The sequence below is a fragment of the Pseudomonas sp. CBZ-4 genome (genome assembly GCF_000346755.1).
Lineage (GTDB): Bacteria > Pseudomonadota > Gammaproteobacteria > Pseudomonadales > Pseudomonadaceae > Aquipseudomonas.
This window is the reverse complement of sequence record NZ_ANNV01000048.1, coordinates 21095-38765: the sequence shown is the minus strand read 5'-3', so window position 1 is coordinate 38765 and position 17671 is coordinate 21095. Positions and strand designations below refer to the sequence as shown.

At 63.4% G+C, this 17671-nt stretch carries 17 protein-coding genes; 7 read left to right on the top strand and 10 right to left on the bottom strand.

Translation table 11 applies throughout. The annotated features are described in order from the left end of the window. Nucleotides 1–59: 59 nt before the first annotated feature. Nucleotides 60–923 (bottom strand): LysR family transcriptional regulator, encoded by an 864-nt coding sequence (locus tag B348_RS0106555; protein WP_017735343.1) that lies wholly within the window; start codon nucleotides 921–923, stop codon nucleotides 60–62. Nucleotides 924–1025: 102 nt separating this feature from the next. Here B348_RS0106555 and B348_RS01000000129800 point away from each other — a divergent pair, with 102 nt between their 5' ends. Next, a complete protein-coding gene (locus B348_RS01000000129800; protein WP_032864738.1) occupies nucleotides 1026–1925 on the top strand; it encodes a DMT family transporter in 900 nt (299 codons plus the stop codon). Here B348_RS01000000129800 and B348_RS0106545 read toward each other — a convergent pair. Further along, a complete protein-coding gene (locus B348_RS0106545; RefSeq protein ID WP_026136612.1) occupies nucleotides 1876–2634 on the bottom strand; it encodes an ABC transporter substrate-binding protein in 759 nt (252 codons plus the stop codon). The two genes, B348_RS01000000129800 and B348_RS0106545, sit on opposite strands and share 50 nt — an antisense overlap. 133 nt (nucleotides 2635–2767) lie before the next feature. On the opposite strand from B348_RS0106545, the gene dnaX reads away from it, so the two are divergent. From dnaX to B348_RS0106520, 5 genes are all read left to right on the top strand, one after another. Continuing rightward, nucleotides 2768–4804 carry a DNA polymerase III subunit gamma/tau gene (gene dnaX / locus B348_RS0106540; RefSeq protein WP_026136611.1) on the top strand — a complete coding sequence of 679 codons (2037 nt, stop codon included), beginning with the start codon at nucleotides 2768–2770 and terminating at the stop codon, nucleotides 4802–4804. A gap of 43 nt (nucleotides 4805–4847) precedes the next feature. After that, a complete protein-coding gene (locus tag B348_RS0106535; RefSeq protein ID WP_003175481.1) occupies nucleotides 4848–5186 on the top strand; it encodes a YbaB/EbfC family nucleoid-associated protein in 339 nt (112 codons plus the stop codon). 190 nt (nucleotides 5187–5376) lie between these two features. Further along, nucleotides 5377–6411 carry an NADP-dependent oxidoreductase gene (locus B348_RS0106530; protein ID WP_017735339.1) on the top strand — a complete coding sequence of 345 codons (1035 nt, stop codon included), beginning with the start codon at nucleotides 5377–5379 and terminating at the stop codon, nucleotides 6409–6411. Between the two features lie 66 nt (nucleotides 6412–6477). Further along, complete coding sequence (gene recR / locus B348_RS0106525; protein ID WP_017735338.1) at nucleotides 6478–7080, top strand: recombination mediator RecR; 603 nt, start codon at nucleotides 6478–6480, stop codon at nucleotides 7078–7080. Nucleotides 7081–7295: 215 nt separating this feature from the next. Continuing rightward, nucleotides 7296–8444 (top strand): acyl-CoA dehydrogenase family protein, encoded by a 1149-nt coding sequence (locus tag B348_RS0106520; protein WP_017735337.1) that lies wholly within the window; start codon nucleotides 7296–7298, stop codon nucleotides 8442–8444. Nucleotides 8445–8561: 117 nt separating this feature from the next. Here the strand turns inward: B348_RS0106520 and B348_RS0106515 are convergent, their stop codons facing one another. Together B348_RS0106515 and fnr are read right to left on the bottom strand one after the other, a co-directional pair. Further along, complete coding sequence (locus B348_RS0106515; protein ID WP_017735336.1) at nucleotides 8562–9110, bottom strand: adenine phosphoribosyltransferase; 549 nt, start codon at nucleotides 9108–9110, stop codon at nucleotides 8562–8564. Nucleotides 9111–9190: 80 nt separating this feature from the next. Further along, nucleotides 9191–9925 (bottom strand): fumarate/nitrate reduction transcriptional regulator Fnr, encoded by a 735-nt coding sequence (fnr, locus tag B348_RS0106510; protein WP_016979302.1) that lies wholly within the window; start codon nucleotides 9923–9925, stop codon nucleotides 9191–9193. A 155-nt stretch (nucleotides 9926–10080) separates the two neighbouring features. On the opposite strand from fnr, the gene B348_RS0106505 reads away from it, so the two are divergent. Then, entirely contained in the window at nucleotides 10081–10545 is a 465-nt protein-coding gene (locus tag B348_RS0106505; RefSeq protein WP_026136610.1) for a hypothetical protein, read from the top strand. 6 nt (nucleotides 10546–10551) lie between these two features. Here B348_RS0106505 and hemN read toward each other — a convergent pair whose 3' ends face one another. From hemN to ccoG, 6 genes are all read right to left on the bottom strand, one after another. Beyond that, nucleotides 10552–11934, bottom strand: coding sequence for an oxygen-independent coproporphyrinogen III oxidase (gene hemN / locus B348_RS0106500; RefSeq protein WP_017735334.1), 1383 nt, complete (start codon nucleotides 11932–11934; stop codon nucleotides 10552–10554). A gap of 103 nt (nucleotides 11935–12037) precedes the next feature. Further along, the gene (locus tag B348_RS0106495; RefSeq protein ID WP_017735333.1) at nucleotides 12038–12721 is read right to left on the bottom strand and encodes a sulfite exporter TauE/SafE family protein; all 684 of its coding nucleotides are present in this window, start codon (nucleotides 12719–12721) and stop codon (nucleotides 12038–12040) included. Further along, complete coding sequence (gene ccoS, locus B348_RS0106490) at nucleotides 12714–12926, bottom strand: cbb3-type cytochrome oxidase assembly protein CcoS (RefSeq protein WP_017735332.1); 213 nt, start codon at nucleotides 12924–12926, stop codon at nucleotides 12714–12716. Before ccoS ends, B348_RS0106495 begins: the two co-directional genes overlap by 8 nt. Nucleotides 12927–12948: 22 nt before the next feature. Further along, nucleotides 12949–15393: a heavy metal translocating P-type ATPase gene (locus tag B348_RS0106485; protein WP_017735331.1), complete on the bottom strand. Its 2445-nt coding sequence runs from the start codon at nucleotides 15391–15393 to the stop codon at nucleotides 12949–12951. 115 nt (nucleotides 15394–15508) lie between these two features. Continuing rightward, nucleotides 15509–16048 carry a FixH family protein gene (locus B348_RS0106480; protein WP_026136609.1) on the bottom strand — a complete coding sequence of 180 codons (540 nt, stop codon included), beginning with the start codon at nucleotides 16046–16048 and terminating at the stop codon, nucleotides 15509–15511. Between the two features lie 15 nt (nucleotides 16049–16063). Further along, nucleotides 16064–17464, bottom strand: a complete 1401-nt coding sequence (gene ccoG, locus B348_RS0106475) for a cytochrome c oxidase accessory protein CcoG (RefSeq protein ID WP_017735328.1) — start codon at nucleotides 17462–17464, stop codon at nucleotides 16064–16066. Between the last annotated feature and the right edge of the window lie 207 nt (nucleotides 17465–17671).

Here is a 17671-nt window from a genome sequence, read left to right as displayed (position 1 = left end):
GCCTGCATCGCAGGCAAGCCAGCTCCCACAGAAGCCAGCTTCCACAGTTATGTTGTGTGTCAGCCAAAGGTTTCGCGCAGCAGCCCGGCGAACGCATCCCTGGCCAGATGCCGCTGGGTGTCCGCGTGCCAGAACAGCAGGTTGTCCACCGCCTGCAACTCCTCAAACCGATACGACGCCAGCTGATTGGCCTGCTCATACCGCGCCAGAATTCCCTCCGGCGCCAACGCCACGCCAATCCCCGCGCTGACGCAACCGATGATCGTGCCCCAGCTGGCATAACTGGCGATGCTCGGCTTGAACGCTTGAGGCTTGACCCAGTTCTCCAGCGCCGCGCGATAGGGACAGCCCGGCGGCCATACCAGCAGCGTGCGTCCGGCCAGGTCTGCGGCGCTGTGGATCGGCGCGCTGGACGCGCTGGCGATCAGCACCAGGCGTTCGCTGTAGACCACGCTGTGTTCGAGCTTGGCGCGCTTGCCGCCGCTGGCCACCAGTGCCACGTCCAGGCGGTGGTGTTGCAGGTCGTCGAGCAGTTGGCTCCAGGCGCCGGTCACCAACTCCAGGCTGACATCCGGGTAGCGCCGGTGATACTCCGCCAACAGCGGCGGCAAACGCCCGCTGGCGCTGGACTCCACCGCACCGATGCGCAAGGTGCCGCGGGGGATGGCATTGGCGTCCACGGCGCGTTTGGATTCGTCCACCAACGCGAGGATGCGCTCGCAGTACTCCAGGAAGATCTCGCCAGCGGCACTGATCGCCAGCCCGCGTCCGGCTCGGATAAACAGCGGTGTGCCCAACTCGTTTTCCAGTTGTTTGATGCGCGTGGTGATGTTGGACGGTACACAGTGCAGTTGCACGGCGGCCTGGGCCACGCTGCCGGTTTGCGCCACGGTTCGCACCATCTTCAGTTGGGCCAGTTCCATTGCTCAGTTCCAGTGATTGCAGAAGTCAGAAACGGTTAATTGTCCTGCGGGTGACCGGGGCCAAGACTGACGGCATTCCTTCTCTGTTTCTGGATGCCTTCGATGAAATCCCCGTCACCCGTGAAGCTTACGCTAGTGGTTGCCAGCGTCATCCTCTGTTGGGCCTATTCGCCGATTGGCGTGCACATGGGGCTGCACAGCTACAGTCCCGGGCAATTGGCGTTGCTGCGGTTTGTGATTGCGTCGCTGTTCATGGGCGGCGTGGCGCTGGTGCTGGGCATTGGCCGGCCGCGCCTGCGGGATCTGCCATGGTTACTGGTGCTGGGTTTTTTCGGCGTGTTCCTGCACCACACCAGCCTCAACTATGGGCAGCAATTCGTCACGGCGGCGGCGTCCAGCGTATTGGCGCAATCGGCGCCGCTGTTTAGTGTGTTGATCGCATTTTTCGCCTTGAAGGAGCGGGTCAGCGGCTGGCGCTGGGGGTGTGTGTTGCTCGGCTTGCTGGGCGTGCTGGTGGTGATCTGGGGCGATCAGGGCGTGGCAGGCATCGACCCGCGTGGCTTGTCGATCCTGCTGGCGGCGCTGTCGTGGAGTGTGTATTTCGCCCTCCAGAAGCATTATTCCCATCGCTACAGCCCGCTGACGATGGCGTGCTACATGGTCTGGGCGGGCACCTTGATGCTGTGCGTCAACCTGCCAGGCCTGCCCGCCGCCGTGGCGCAGGCGCCGTGGGCGGAGAACCTGGCGGTGCTGGTGCTGGGGATTTTCCCCAGTGCATTGGCGTACCTGGCCTGGGCCTATGTGTTGAAGCATGTCGAGGTCAGCCGGGCGTCGGTGGCGATGTACCTGATCCCGCCGGTGGCCATGCTGATGGCCGCGACGCTGCTCGGCGAGCAGATTGCCGCGCAAGTGGTGCTGGGCGGGGTGATCGTGCTGGCCAGTGTGGCGGCGATCAGTCTGGAGGGGCGCTGGTTGCGCGATCCCCGGTGTACAACTGGATGATGTCGTCGATCTCGCCGGACATTTTCATCCGCAACAAGGTGCGCAGGATGCGTTGCACCGGCACATTCGGGTCGTTGCGCACGGTGCAGCCCAGGCTTTGCTCCTCGATCACCGCGACTTTATGCAAGCGCCGGCCGGGCGCCAGGCGTTGGTTGAAGCGGTCGAGTATCCATTCATTGGCGACTGCGTACTTGAAGCGACCGGCCACCAGTTTGTGCAGCACCTGCTCTTCACTGCGGGCGTCGTCACGGGTGAGCTGGCCGCTGACGAACAAGGGGTCGAGGGTGCTGTAGCGGTAGTTGAGCACCGTGCCGATCAACTGCGGCGCCAGCTTGCTCAACTCCACGGCCTGCGCGGGCACATGGGTGCTGACCAGCAGGTTGCGCTGCACAAACAGCGGCACGCTCCAGGTGTAGTCGCCGGACATGTCATCGACCCACGCCTGGGCGACATAACAGCGCACATCAATCTCGCCGTGCTCCATGGCGGCAGCGATGCGCGCCCGGGCCAGCACGTGGAAGTGCGCCGGGCGCCCGACCTGGGTGGCCAGGCTGGACATCAAGTCATACAAAATCCCCTGGGTCGGCCGGCCGTCCTCCACTTGCACCATGGGCATCGCCCAACTGTCGGAAACCGAGAAACGCAGCGGTGCAGGCGCCGCCAGGCTAGCCGTGGCAATCATCCATAAAGCGCCCAGGACTACGCGCATATGCTCTCCGGGTTCAGGCCTTTTCGGGGCCAGTGCGATGAGCTTAGTCAGATTAGGCGAGCGTGCCGGATGCAATTTCCCCCTTGCTCCGCTAGCATTACCGGCTTCCGCTTCCCAGTTGCGACGGTTTTCGATGAGTTATCAGGTTCTTGCACGTAAATGGCGTCCGCGCTCGTTCCGCGAAATGGTCGGCCAGACCCATGTGCTCAAGGCTCTGATCAATGCCTTGGACAGCCAGCGGCTGCACCACGCCTACCTGTTCACCGGCACACGCGGGGTGGGCAAGACCACCATCGCGCGCATCATTGCCAAATGCCTGAATTGTGAAACCGGTATCACTTCGACGCCCTGCGGCACCTGCTCGGTGTGCCGGGAAATCGACGAAGGGCGCTTTGTCGACCTGATCGAGATCGACGCCGCGAGCCGCACCAAGGTCGAAGACACCCGCGAGCTGTTGGACAACGTGCAGTACGCGCCCAGCCGCGGCCGCTTCAAGGTCTACCTGATCGACGAAGTGCACATGCTGTCCAGCCATTCCTTCAACGCCTTGTTGAAAACCCTGGAAGAGCCGCCGCCCTACGTCAAGTTCATCCTGGCCACCACCGACCCGCAGAAACTTCCTGCAACGATTCTGTCGCGGTGCCTGCAGTTCTCCCTGAAAAACATGACCCCCGAGCGCGTGGTCGAGCATTTGACCCACGTGCTGGGCGTCGAGAACGTGCCGTTCGAAGACGACGCGCTGTGGCTGCTCGGTCGCGCTGCCGATGGTTCGATGCGTGACGCCATGAGCCTCACCGACCAGGCCATCGCCTTTGGTGAAGGCAAAGTCATGGCCGCCGACGTGCGCGCCATGCTCGGCACCCTCGACCATGGCCAGGTGTTCGACGTGCTGCACGCGTTGATCGAAGGCGACGCCAAGGCGTTGCTCGAAGCCGTGCGCCACCTGTCGGAGCAAGGCCCGGACTGGAACGGCGTGCTCTCGGAAATCCTCAATGTGCTGCACCGCGTCGCCATCGCCCAGGCCCTGCCCGAGGGCGTCGATAACGGCCAGGGCGACCGCGACCGCGTACTGGCCCTGGCCCAGGCGCTGCCGGCCGAGGATGTGCAGTTCTACTACCAGATGGGCCTGATTGGTCGTCGCGACCTGCCCCTGGCGCCGGACCCGCGCGGCGGCTTCGAAATGGTCCTGCTGCGCATGCTGGCGTTCCGGCCCGCCGACGCGGCAGATGCGCCGAGACAGCCGCTAAAGCCAGTGGGGATCAGCCAGGCCACAGTTGATTCCGCCAAACCAGTGGCTGGCGCGGCGGTTGTCGCGCCAGTGGTTGCTGCACCGGCGCCGGCTCCCGAGCCGGTGGTGGTTGCGCCGGATCCGGTTGTCGAACCCGAACCCGCGCCGGTCGTCGACCTGCCGTGGAACGATCCGGTGGAAGCCGAGGCCGAACCCGAAGCCGAGCAACAGCCCGCCGTGGAGCCCGTGCTGGAAACCACTGGCGAACAGCCCGAGCTGACGCCGATGCCCACGCCGACCCCGGACAGCGCGGTGCCCGACGCCCCTGAGTGGGTGTCTGCGCCTGTGCCCGAGCCGACCGTCGCCCAGGTTGAGGCGGCTGTGCCGGGTATCGACGACGACGAGCCGCCGCTGGACGAAGACTACATCGAGCCGGACATGGATTCGGCCTACAGCTACCTGGACGACCTGGCCAGCGAGCACACCGCCGAGCCGGCCCCCGAACCCGAGGCGGAACCCGCTGCGGCGCCGGCCACCGGCCTGGCCCTGCAATGGCTGGAGCTGTTCCCGAAACTGCCGATCTCCGGCATGACCGGCAGCATCGCCGCCAACTGCACACTGATTTCCATTGAGGGCGACCACTGGCTGCTGCACCTGGACCCGGCCCACAGCGCCCTGTTCAACGCCACCCAGCAGCGTCGCCTGAATGACGCACTGAACCAGTACCATGAGCGCACGCTGACCATCGCCATCGAGTTGATCAAGCCGGAGCAGGAAACCCCGGCCCAGGCCGCGACCCGCCGGCGCATCAACCGCCAGCGCGAAGCCGAAGACTCGATCCACGCTGATCCGCTCATCCAGCAAATGATGCAACAGTTCGGTGCGGTCGTCCGTCACGATACTATTGAACCTGTCGAAGCCCCGGTGCCCCAGGCGTCCTGATACCGGGCTACTTACTTGATCCACGTACTTTGAGGTGATTCCCATGATGAAAGGTGGCATGGCCGGCCTGATGAAGCAGGCGCAGCAGATGCAGGAAAAAATGGCCAAGATGCAGGAAGAACTGGCCAACGCCGAAGTCACCGGTAAAGCCGGTGGCGATATGGTCAGCGTGGTGATGACCGGTCGTCACGACATCAAGCGCGTCAGCATCGACCCAAGCGTATTGCCAGGTGTTGGCGAAGACGACCTGGAAATGCTCGAAGCGCTGTTCGCCGCGGCGGTCAACGACGCCGTGCGCAAGATCGAAGCCAACAGCCAGGAAAAAATGGGCGGTGTGACCGCTGGCATGCAACTGCCGCCGGGCATGAAGCTGCCGTTCTGATCGGCGAGCGTTAGCTACACTCGAATGCCAGGCCAAGTGCCTGGCATTTTTTTTTGTGCGCGACGCGCCTCCTGTGGGAGCTGGCTTGCCTGCGATGCCTTCATCTCGGTGCTACTGATAAAACATCGAACCCCAACCGCTCTATCATGGTCTGCACCCTATACCGATGGATTCGCGAAAGGAGCCCCAGATGCCGCAACAACCGACTTTGAACCAGCGCATTGTCCTGGTCTCACGCCCACAGGGCGCACCCACCCCGGAAAACTTCCGACTGGAGCGTGTGAATCTTCCGGAGTTGGCAGACGGCCAAGTCCTGCTGAAGACCCTGTACCTGTCCCTCGACCCCTACATGCGCGGACGCATGAGTGACGCACCGTCCTACGCAGCACCAGTGGAAATCGATGAAGTGATGACCGGTGGTGCTGTCAGCCGTATTGAGCAGTCGCGCAATCCGAAATTCGAAGTGGGGGATCTGGTGGTGGGCGCCACCGGCTGGCAAAGCCACAGCATTTCCGACGGACACAACCTGATCCCGGTGCCCAAGGGCCTCGCCAGCCCCTCCATGGCCTTGGGTGTGCTCGGCATGCCGGGCATGACCGCCTACATGGGCCTGATGGACATCGGCCAGCCCAAGGCCGGCGAAACCCTGGTGGTGGCAGCCGCGTCCGGTGCGGTGGGCTCGGTGGTGGGGCAGGTGGCCAAGCTCAAGGGCTTGCGCGTGGTGGGTATCGCCGGCGGTGCGGACAAGTGTCGCTACGTGGTGGACGAGTTGGGCTTTGACGCCTGTATCGATCACAAGAGTGCAGACTTCGCCGATGAACTGGCCCAGGCCTGTTTCAAGGGCGTGGACATCTATTTCGAAAACGTCGGCGGCAAGGTGTTCGACGCGGTGCTGCCGTTGCTCAATCCCAAGGCGCGCATCCCGTTGTGCGGGTTGATCGCCGGCTACAACGTCCATCAGCCGCCGAGCGGTCCTGATCGGCTGCCGGCATTGCAACGCACGTTGCTGACCAAGCGTGTGCGCATCCAGGGTTTTATCGTGTTCGACGACTACGGCGACCGCCAACCCGAGTTCATCAGCGCCATGGTGCCGTGGGTGCGCGAGGGCAAGGTGAAATTCCGCGAAGACGTGGTGGACGGCCTGGAGCAGGCGCCCGAAGCCTTTATCGGTTTGCTCGAAGGGCGCAACTTCGGCAAGTTGGTGGTGCGCGTCGCGCAGGATTGAGCATTTGACGCTAATCCGGGGCGCGGGTATAAACCGCGTCTCGTTGTTTTGTCGGACCCTTCGCCCATGAGCTTCAGCCCCCTGATTCGCCAACTGATCGACGCCCTGCGCACCTTGCCCGGCGTCGGCCAGAAAACCGCCCAGCGCATGGCGCTGCAACTGCTGGAGCGTGACCGCAGTGGTGGCACCCGGTTGGCCCAGGCCCTGAGCCAGGCCATGACCGGCGTCGGCCACTGCCGCCAGTGCCGCACCCTCACCGAAGAAGACCTCTGCCCGCAATGCGCCGACCCGCGCCGCGACGACACGCTGCTGTGCGTGGTGGAAGGGCCGATGGATGTGTACGCAGTGGAGCAGACCGGTTATCGCGGGCGCTACTTTGTGCTCAAGGGCCACCTCTCGCCGCTGGACGGTTTGGGGCCTGAGGCGATTGGCATCCCGCAACTGGTGGCGCGGATTGCAGAGCAGGGCACCTTTACCGAGGTGATCCTGGCCACCAACCCGACGGTGGAAGGCGAAGCGACGGCGCATTACATTGCGCAGCTGCTGACCAACAAAGGCCTGATCACCTCGCGTATCGCCCATGGCGTGCCGTTGGGGGGCGAGTTGGAGCTGGTGGACGGCGGCACGTTGGCGCATTCCTTTGCCGGTCGTAAACCAATCGCGCTCTAAACAACACTGCAAATCCCGATGTGGAAGCAGGCTTCTGTGGGAGCTGGCTTGCCTGCGATAGCGGTGGAACAGCGACATTGATGTCGCCTGACACTCCGTTATCGCAGGCAAGCCAGCTCCCACAGTGGTTTTGTGTTGTTGGTGATATTTGCGGACAGCTTGATAACCAAGCAAGCGCTTGGTAATTTCCCTCCACCTCACCGTGGAGCTTGCCGATGTCTGCCTATCAGGACTACTTCGACCCCAGCCACCAATTGGTCCGCGACAGCGTGCGCCGTTTTGTCGAGCGCGAGCTGCTGCCGGGCATCGAGCAATGGGAGGAGGCCGAGCGCTTTCCCCGCGAGCTGTACCTCAAGGCCGGCGCGGCGGGGATCCTCGGTATCGGCTATCCCGAAGCCCTCGGCGGCAGCCATGAAGGTGATCTGTTCGCCAAGGTCGCGGCCAGCGAGGAGTTGATGCGCTGTGGCTCCGGCGGTGTGGTGGCGGGGCTCGGTTCGCTGGATATCGGCCTGCCGCCCGTCGTCAAATGGGCACGGCCCGAGGTGCGCGAACGCGTGGCGCCGTTGGTGCTGGCGGGCGAGAAGATCATCGCCCTGGCCGTCACCGAACCGGGCGGCGGTTCCGATGTGGCCAACCTGCAAACCCGCGCCATTCGTGATGGCGACTACTACCGGGTCAGCGGCAGCAAGACCTTTATCACCAGCGGCATCCGCGCCGACTTCTATACGGTCGCCGTACGCACCGGCGGGCCGGGTTTTGCCGGCATCAGCCTGCTCCTCATCGAAAAAAACACCCCCGGTTTCACCGTCGGCCAGCCCTTGAAGAAAATGGGCTGGTGGTCGTCGGACACGGCTGAATTGTTCTTCGACGATTGCCGGGTGCCCGTAGGCAACTTGATCGGTGCCGAGAACATGGGCTTTGCCTGCATCATGGGCAACTTCCAGAGCGAACGCCTGGCCCTGGCGCTGATGGCCAACATGACGGCGCAGATGGCCCTGGAGGAAAGCCTCAAGTGGGCGGCCCAGCGTGAAGCGTTCGGCAAGCCCATCGGCAAATTCCAGGTGCTCAAGCACCGGTTGGCAGAAATGGCCACGGCGGTGGAAGTCTCGCGGGAGTTCACCTATCGCCAGGCGGCGAAGATGGCGGCGGGCAAGAGTGTGATCAAGGAGATTTCCATGGCCAAGAACCTGGCGACCGACACGGCGGATCGGGTGACCTATGACGCGGTGCAGATCCTGGGCGGGCAGGGGTATATGCGCGGCAGCCTGGTGGAGCGGCTGTATCGCGACAATCGCATCCTGTCGATTGGTGGGGGGACGCGGGAGGTGATGAACGAGATCATCAGCAAGCAGATGGGACTTTAAGTTGTGTGTTGTTTTTTAGGGCCTCATCGCAGGCAAGCCAGCTCCCACATTTGAATGTATTCGCACATCAAAATGTGGGAGCGGGCTTGCCCGCGATGGCGTCAGCCCAGGCAATCCTTACCTTTCAGTGAGGGCAAACTGCGTCAAACAAAACGTCGGAATCCCCATATCTTCCAAGCGCTGCGACCCACCCAGCTCCGGCAAGTCAATAATCGCCGCCGCTTCAAAGATCTTCGCCCCCATGCGCCGCACCAGGTTCGCCGCAGCAATCAAGGTCCCGCCCGTGGCGATCAGGTCATCGAACATCAGCACCGAGTCGCCTTCACACAGGCTGTCGGCATGCACTTCCAGGAAGGCTTCGCCGTATTCGGTCTGGTAACCCTCGGCCAGCACGTCGGCCGGCAGTTTGCCCTGCTTGCGAAACAGGATCAGCGGTTTGTTCAATTGATAGGCGATGATCGAACCGATCAGGAAGCCCCGCGCATCCATCGCGCCGATGTGGCTGAAGTCGGCTTCGACATACCGCTGGGCAAAGGTATCGGCCACCAGGCGCAGGGCGCGGGGCGATTGGAACAGTGGCGTGATGTCACGAAAGATCACCCCAGGCTTGGGGAAGTCGATGACGGGGCGGATCAGGGATTTGATGTCGAACGAATCAGCGATCATCGTCGAAGAGTCCTGGGGCTGGAAACGGACTCGAAGTATACCTGCGGCCTCGCCGGTTGGCGCGGCCGCAAGTGTCTGGATCAGCCCTCGAGGGAGCCACCGGCCAGCGCACAGAGCTGGATCGGGTCGAGGATATGCACTTCCTTGCCCTCGGCGGCGATCAGTTCGTTCTGCTGGAAGCGGGTAAATACGCGGGACACGGTTTCCACCGCGAGGCCCAGGTAGTTGCCGATTTCATTGCGCGACATGCTCAGGCGGAACTGGTTGGCCGAGAACCCCCGGGCGCGGAAGCGTGCGGACAGGTTGACCAGGAATGTTGCAATGCGTTCGTCGGCGGTTTTTTTCGACAGCAGCAACATCATTTGTTGATCGTCACGAATCTCGCGGCTCATCACGCGCATCAACTGGCGGCGCAGCTGTGGCAATTGCAGGGCCAGTTCGTCGAGGCGTTCGAAAGGGATTTCGCACACCGACGTCGTCTCCAGCGCCTGGGCCGATACCGGATGAATCTCGGTGTCCATGCCGGACAGCCCCACCAGTTCGCTGGGCAGGTGGAAGCCGGTGATCTGCTCTTCGCCGCTGTCGCTCAGGCTGAACGTCTTCAACGCGCCGGAACGTACTGCATAGACGGAATCGAACTTGTCGCCCTGGCGAAACAGGAACTCGCCTTTTTTCAGCGGGCGGCCGCGTTTAACGATGTCGTCCAGCGCATCCATGTCTTCCAAATTCAGCGAAAGTGGCAAGCAGAGGGGGGCCAGGCTGCAATCCTTGCAATGAGCCTGGCTGTGAGCGCGCAGTTTAACTGGCTCGGACATTTCTTAAATCCTTGTGGGAAAACACACATAAGACGTAAGGGTAACGCACTGAGGGAGGGTGAGGCCAGCCTGTACAAAAAACCGGCAGGGGTATAAAGAATTTTCGCCAGGTGCCGATGGCCTGCTATCAACCCTGGAACCTGGATGTTCACAAGATGGCTTCCCTTACGCTCGACCTGGCAATGCGCACGCAGATTACGACGACGCCAGATACAAAAAAAACCGCTGTTAAAACCGACGACGCCGACCCCAAGGCCACCGATGCGACCAAACCTGCGGTCTCGGTGGTTATTTCCGGTGCGGCGATGAAAGCGGCGGCGGCCGAGAAAACCTCCAACAGTGACATCGACGACAGCGGCCTGGCAGAAAACGTCAAGCAACTGTTGAAGATGATTCGCGAGATCAAGAAGCAGATCGCCGAGAAACAGGCGGAAATGGCGGCGGTCATGGCTGACAAGAGCCTCAGCCCCGAGCAGGCCAGGGCCAAGGCCACTGCCCTGCAATCGGCGTTGGGTGCGCTGCAGGCCAGCCTGACCAGTGCCCAGGCGTCCTTGACCAAGGCGATGAAGGACCTGAGTGCCGGCGACGCGATCAAGGCCGCCAGCTTGGCAATGAAATAACCGCGCTCAAATCACCCGTGAAAACCGCTGCCTATTCTGGTGCTCCAGGTAGGCATCGAACACCATGCACACCGAGCGCACCAGCAGGCGCCCGGCTGGCAACACGCGAATGCCCTGGGCATCCAGTTCGATCAGGCCATCGGCGGCCATCGCCTCAAGTTGCGGCCAGATCTCGTCGAAATACCCGCGAAAATCGATGTTGAAGGCCTGTTCGACCTTGTCGAATGCCAGGCTGAAATTGCAGATCAACTGCTGGATCACTTCCCGGCGCAAGCGATCGTCCGTGGTGCACACCAAGCCCCGGCTGGTGGCCAGTTGCGCGCTGGCCAAGGTGTTCTGGTAAACGTTGAGGTCGCTGGTGTTCTGGCAGTACAGGTCGCCGATCTGGCTGATGGCCGAGACCCCCAGCCCGATCAGGTCGCAATGGCCATGGGTGGTGTAGCCCTGGAAGTTGCGTTGCAAGGTGCCTTCTTCCTGGGCGATGGCCAGTTCGTCGTCCGGCAGGGCGAAGTGGTCCATGCCGATATAGCGGTAGCCGGCCTGGGTCAGCTGTTCGATGGTGGTTTGCAGCATCAGCAGCTTTTCCGCCGGGGAGGGCAGGTCGTCGGTGTTGATCCGCCGCTGCGGCATGAAGCGCTCCGGCAGGTGGGCGTAGTTGAACACCGACAGGCGGTCGGGTTGCAGCTTGATCACTTCTTCCACGGTGCGTGCAAAGTTGAGCGGGGTTTGCTTGGGCAGGCCATAGATCAGGTCGATGTTGATCGAGCGAAATTGCAGGGTGCGCGCGGCATCGATGACGGCGCGGGTTTCTTCCAGGCTTTGCAGGCGGTTGACTGCCCTTTGTACCTCGGGGTCGAGGTCTTGCAGGCCAATGCTCACGCGGTTGAAGCCCAGCTCGCGCAACAGGCCCATGGTGGCCCAGTCGGCTTCGCGCGGGTCGATCTCGATGCCGTAGTCGCCGGAGTCATCGTCGAGCAGATTGAAGTGCTTGCGCAGGCAGCCCATGACTTGGCGTAGTTCGTCGTGGCTGAGAAAGGTCGGGGTGCCGCCACCGAAGTGCAGCTGTTCCACTGGCTGTTTCGGGTCGAGGTGGCAGGCCACCAGTTGGATTTCCTGCTCCAGCCGCTGCAGGTAGGCATGGGCGCGGCCACGGTCCTTGGTGATGACCTTGTTGCAGGCGCAGTAGTAGCAGATGTTCGCGCAGAACGGCACATGCACATACAGCGACAACGGCCTTGAGGCCTTGCGGCTCTCGCGCAGGGCGTGGAGCAGGTCGAACGTGCCGACCTGGCTGTCGAATTGTACGGCGGTGGGGTAGGACGTGTAGCGCGGCCCCGCCAAGTCGTAGCGGTGAATCAGATCGGTGTCCCAACGAATGGCGTCGAGCATGCGGGCGTTCCCCCGGATAGGCTAATGGGCCGAGTCTAGGGGCGAGGCGGGGATGGCATCTTGATTTGTATCAACGGGGAGCGGCGCTATGCCACATGGCGATTTAGTGGCCCATTAGCCAGTGCTGATGGGGACCCGGCAGCGTCCAAATCCCAAAGAGCATGACCAGCAGGCCACCGGTCATTCTTACGCTGCGTTTGCGCAATAGCGCCGTGACCCGCTCCGCCGCCAACCCGGTGGCCAGCAGCACCGGCCAAGTGCCCAATCCAAACGCGAGCATCAGCATCCCGCTGTCCAGCGCGTTGCCCTGGCTCGCCGCCCACAGCAGGGTGCTGTAGACCAACCCGCACGGCAACCAGCCCCAGAGCGCGCCCAGCAGCAAGGCGCGCGGCAGGCTGGACACCGGCAGCAAACGGTTGGCAATCGGCTGGATATGCCGCCACAGGCCACGCCCGAGGCTTTCGATACGGGTCAGGCCGCTCCACCAGCCGGCCAGGTACAGGCCCATGCTGATCAGCAGCAACCCGGCCAGCACGCGCATGAACATCGCCGCCGGGCTGTTCGCCACGGCCCAGCCTGCCAGGCCGATCAACACGCCGGCCGTGGCATAGCTGAGGATGCGCCCCAGGTTGTACGCCAGCAGCAGGCGAAAGCGGCGGCTGCGCTGCTCCTTGGGGATCGCCAGGGTCAGCGCGCCCATCAACCCGCCACACATGCCCAGGCAGTGGCCGCCGCCCAGCAGGCCAAGGATCAGCGCGGAGACCAGCAGCGGCGCCAATTCAAGCATGGGGCGGGTCTTTGGGTGGCTGTTCGGGGCCGTTGGCCTCGTCGACGGCGGCGAGGTGGTTGGGGTCCTGGTCGTCAAACAGCACGCTGTGGGCCGGGCCGTCGAGGTCGTCGTACTGGCCGCTGTCCACCGCCCAGAAGAAGATGTAGATGGCCACGCCCACTAACAGCAGCGCCGCTGGAATCATCACGTAGAGAGCTGGCATCGGTACTCCATGCCCGCCCGGCTCATGCCGGCAGCGGGCGGGTGACGGTGGGGGCGCTGGTGGCCGGCGTGCTCGGCTGGCGAGTCAGGCGCAGGGCGTTGAGCACCACGGTCAACGAACTGAGGGACATGCCGATCGCCGCCCAGATCGGCGTGATCCAACCCAGGGCAGCAAACGGCAGCATAAGGCCATTGTACAGCCCGGCCCACAGCAAGTTTTCAATGATCACGCGCCGGGTGCGCCGTGCCAGGGTGAAGGCTTGGGCCAGGGCGTCGAGGCGGTTGGACAGTAGCACCGCGTCCGCGCTGGTCTTGGCCAGGTCGGTGGCCGAACCCATGGCCACGCTGATATCGGCGGCGGCGAGGACCGGCACATCGTTGACCCCATCGCCGAGCATCAGCACCTTGCGGCCTTGCTGATGCAACTGTTGCAGCACCTGCAGCTTGTCGTCCGGGCGCAGGCCGCCACGGGCTTCGTCGATGCCCAATTCGGCTGCCACGCTGGCGACCATCGGCGAGCTGTCTCCCGACAGCAGCAAGGTGCGCCAACCGCGCGCCTTGCACGCCGCCAGCAGGGCCGGGGCGTCGCTGCGCAAACGGTCATCGAGGACAAACCAGGCGAGGGCGCCGTGGGTATCGCCCAGCAGCAGCCATTGCCCGGCTTCGTCCGGTGAGGCGGGGATCGGGCAACCGCTGAGGGCGCAGACAAACCCGGGCTGGCCGATGCGCAGCTGGCGCTCGCCGACACGGCCTTCCAGGCCCAGGCCGGGGGAGCTGAGCACCTCGTCGGCGGCCAGCGGGGCGCGGCCAAAGGCGCGGGCAATCGGGTGTTCGGAGCGGTTTTCGAGGGCGGCGGCAAGGCCCAGGCAGGCATCGCTGTCCAGCGTGCCCAGGGGGCGGATCGCGCGCAGGGCCAAGCGGCCTTCGGTGAGGGTGCCGGTCTTGTCGAAAATCACCGTGTCGATCTGGTTCAGGCCTTCCAGCACATGGCCACGGGTCAGCAACAGCCCGAGTTTGTGCAGGGTGCCGGTGGCGGCGGTGAGGGCGGTGGGCGTGGCCAGCGACAGCGCGCAGGGGCAGGTCGCGACGAGCATCGCCAGGACAATCCAGAAAGCACGGGACGAGTCCAGTTCCCACCACACCAGGCCGATCACGGCGGCGGCAATCAGCGAGCACAACAGGAACCACTGCGCGGCACGGTCGGCGATTTGCGCCAGGCGCGGTTTTTCCGCCTGGGCCCGTTCCAGCAGGCGCACGATGGCGGACAGGCGCGTGTCGTGGCCGAGGGCGCGCACTTCGACGGTCAGCGCGCCTTCGACATTGAGGGTGCCAGCGGTGACGGCATCGCCGACCTGGCGTGGTTGTGGCAGGTACTCGCCGGTGAGCAGGGATTCATCGATGCTGGATTGGCCGTCGAGGATCACGCCGTCTGCCGGCAACACGGCGCCGGGATGCACCAGCACGCGATCGCCCAGGGCCAGTTCGCTGAGCAGGATGCGTTCGCTCTGGCCGTCGCTGTGCAAGCGCAGGCACGACGCGGGCAAGAGGTTGACCAGTTGCGCGGTGGCGGCGGCCGTGCGTTCCCGGGCGCGGCGCTCCAGGTAGCGCCCGGCGAGGAGGAACAGGGCAAACATGCCCACCGCGTCGAAATACAGCTCGCCGACGCCGGTGATGGCGGTCCAGATCCCTGCCAGGTACGCGCCGCCGATGGCCAGGGACACGGACACATCCATGGTCAGGTGGCGCGTGCGCAGGTCGCGCAAGGCGCCTTTGAAAAACGGTGCGCAGCTGTAGAACACGATGGGCGTGGTCAGGAACATCGCCACCCAACGCAGGATCACGTGCAACTCGGGGCTCAGGTCGATGTTGAATTCCGGCCAGGTGGCCATGGTCGCCATCATTGCCTGGAACCACAGCAGTCCGGCCACGCCCAATTGACGCAAGGCCAGGCGGTTTTCGCCGGCCAGTTGTTCGGCCGCGCGGTCCGCTTGATAGGGGTGGGCGGCATAGCCGATCTGGCGCAGCTCGCCGAGCAGGTGGCTCAGCGGCAATTGCCCGTCGGCCCAGCGCACTTGCAGGCGATGGTTGGACAGGTTCAGCCGCGCCTCGGCCACGGCAGGCAGGCGGCGCAGGTGTTTTTCGATCAGCCAGCCGCAGGCCGCGCAGCTGATGCCTTCCATCAGCAGGGTGGTTTCGGCGAGTTCGCCTTCGTGGCGCACGAAGGGTTTTTGCACATCGGCGCGGTCATACAGCGCCAGTTCGTCCACCAGTTGCACCGGCAGCGCGTCGGGGTTGGCCGAGGCTTCGCTGCGGTGCTGGTAATAGCTTTCCAGGCCGCCGGCGACGATGGCTTCGGCCACGGCCTGGCAGCCGGGGCAGCAGAGTTCGCGGCGTGAACCGAGGATGACCGCTGTGAAACGGCTGCCGGCGGGGACGGGCAGGGCGCAGTGGTAGCAGGGGGTGGTCATGATTTGGAATCTGTAGTGGCTGGGAGGGCCTCATCGCGGGCAAGCCCGCTCCCACAGTTGGAATGCGTTCTTCCTGTGGGAGCGGGCTTGCCCGCGATGCGCGAAGCGCCGGCTGTTACTTTTTCAGGTCTTCGGCACCTTGCAGCGGTTCATCCCCCAGCAGCAAGTCTTTATCGTGGCTGACCTGTTCCTCTTCGAACATGCGCCAGGTGCGGTCGCCTTCCACGCCGAGCAGTTCGACGAAGCGGCGGCCTTCGACCTTGTCGGTGACCTGGCCGATGTAGCGGCCCGGTTCGCTGGCACTGCGGGCCAGGTTGATCTTGCGATCCTTCTCGGGCTGCGTCGGGGAAATCAGGTTGAGTTCCAGGGTGGTCGGGTTGCTGTTGCCGGTCAGGTGCAGCTCGACTTCACCGGTCAGCTCGTCCAGGTGCACCTTGGCGCGCAGTTGCAGGGTCTGGGCCAGCAGTTCGCGGTCCAGGGAGCGGTTGATGCCTTTGCCGGCCTCGTAGTAGTTGTCGTTGACCAGGTTGTCCGGGTTGTTCACCGCGATGGTCACCATGGACAAGGTCAAGGTCACCGAGCAGGCCAGGATCGCAATGATGATCCAGGGCCAGAGGTGCTTGTACCAGGGGCTTGCGGCAGTAGCTACGGGCATTGTCGTGCTCTCTATTTAACGAACTTGGGGGCCGATGAATCGGCTCTTGGCTTCAATACGGACGTCGGGATCATCGGCATCGGTGAGGATGAATTTGACCTCGTTGGTGCTCGACGGCAATTGCTCCGGCGCGCTCGACAGTTCCACCGGCATGCTGACGATATCACCGGCAGCCACCCTGATCTCGCGGCGGCCTTGCAGCTTGAGGTCGGGCAGGCCAGCGGCGTCGAGCACGTAGGTGTGGTCGCGCTGGTCCTTGTTCATGATCTTCAGGCTGTAGACGTTTTCGATGCGGCCTTCGGCGTTTTCGCGGTAGAGCACGCGGTCCTTGCTCACGTCGAAACCCACCAGCGAACGCATGAAAAACGCCGCCACCAACAGGCTGATCATCGCCAGCAGCACCAGCGCGTAGCCGATCAGGCGCGGGCGCAGCTTGTGGGTTTTCTGCCCGGACAGGTTGTGTTCGGTGGTGTAGCTGATCAGGCCGCGTGGGTAGTCCATCTTGTCCATGATGTTGTCGCAGGCGTCGATACACGCCGCGCAGCCGATACACTCGATTTGCAGGCCGTCGCGGATGTCGATCCCGGTGGGGCACACCTGCACGCACATCGTGCAGTCGATGCAATCCCCCAGGCCCTCGGCCTTGTAGTCGCTGCCTTTTTTACGTGGGCCGCGCAGTTCGCCACGGCGTGGGTCGTAGGACACGATCAGGGTGTCCTTGTCGAACATCACGCTCTGGAAGCGTGCGTACGGGCACATGTAGATACACACCTGCTCGCGCAGCCAGCCGGCGTTGCCGTAGGTGGCGAGGGTGAAGAAACCCACCCAGAAATACGACCAGCCATCGGCCTGGCCGGTGAAGAAGTCGAACACCAGTTCGCGGATCGGCGAGAAATAGCCGACAAAGGTCATGCCGGTGACAAAACCGATCAGCAGCCACAGGGTGTGCTTGCTGAATTTACGCAGGAACTTGTTGGCGCCCATCGGCGCCTTGTCGAGCTTGATGCGCTGGTTGCGGTCGCCTTCGGTGACCTTTTCGCACCACATGAAGATCCACGTCCACACGCTTTGCGGGCAGGTATAACCGCACCACACGCGGCCGGCGTACACCGTGATGAAGAACAGGCCAAAGGCCGCGACGATCAGGATGCCCGAAAGCAGGATGAAGTCCTGGGGCCAGAAGGTGGCGCCAAAAATGAAGAATTTGCGTTCCGGCAGGTTCCACCACACAGCCTGGTGGCCACCCCAGTTCAGCCATACCGTGCCGAAGTAGAGCAGGAACAGACCGGCGCCGCCGAGCATGCGCAGGTTGCGGAACAGGCCAGTGAAGGCGCGGGTGTAGATTTTCTCGCGCGAGGCGTAGAGATCGATGGTCTTGGCAGGGGTAACGTCATGTACCGGTATTTGGTCGCTCATCATTGCATCCCACGGCGGTGGAGATTTGCCTCGGCCAGTACGTGCCGGCCGGGGTCAAATTAGGGGTGTTGCAGTGGCCTAATGATACGCCCCCGATGGTGCGCAAAGGGTGCGACCTTTGGTCGCGTTGGGGGAAATCAATTGATGGTGTACGTGATCTGGATCAATTGACTTGGCAAGTATGGATGGTTTTCGGCGGTAGGTTGG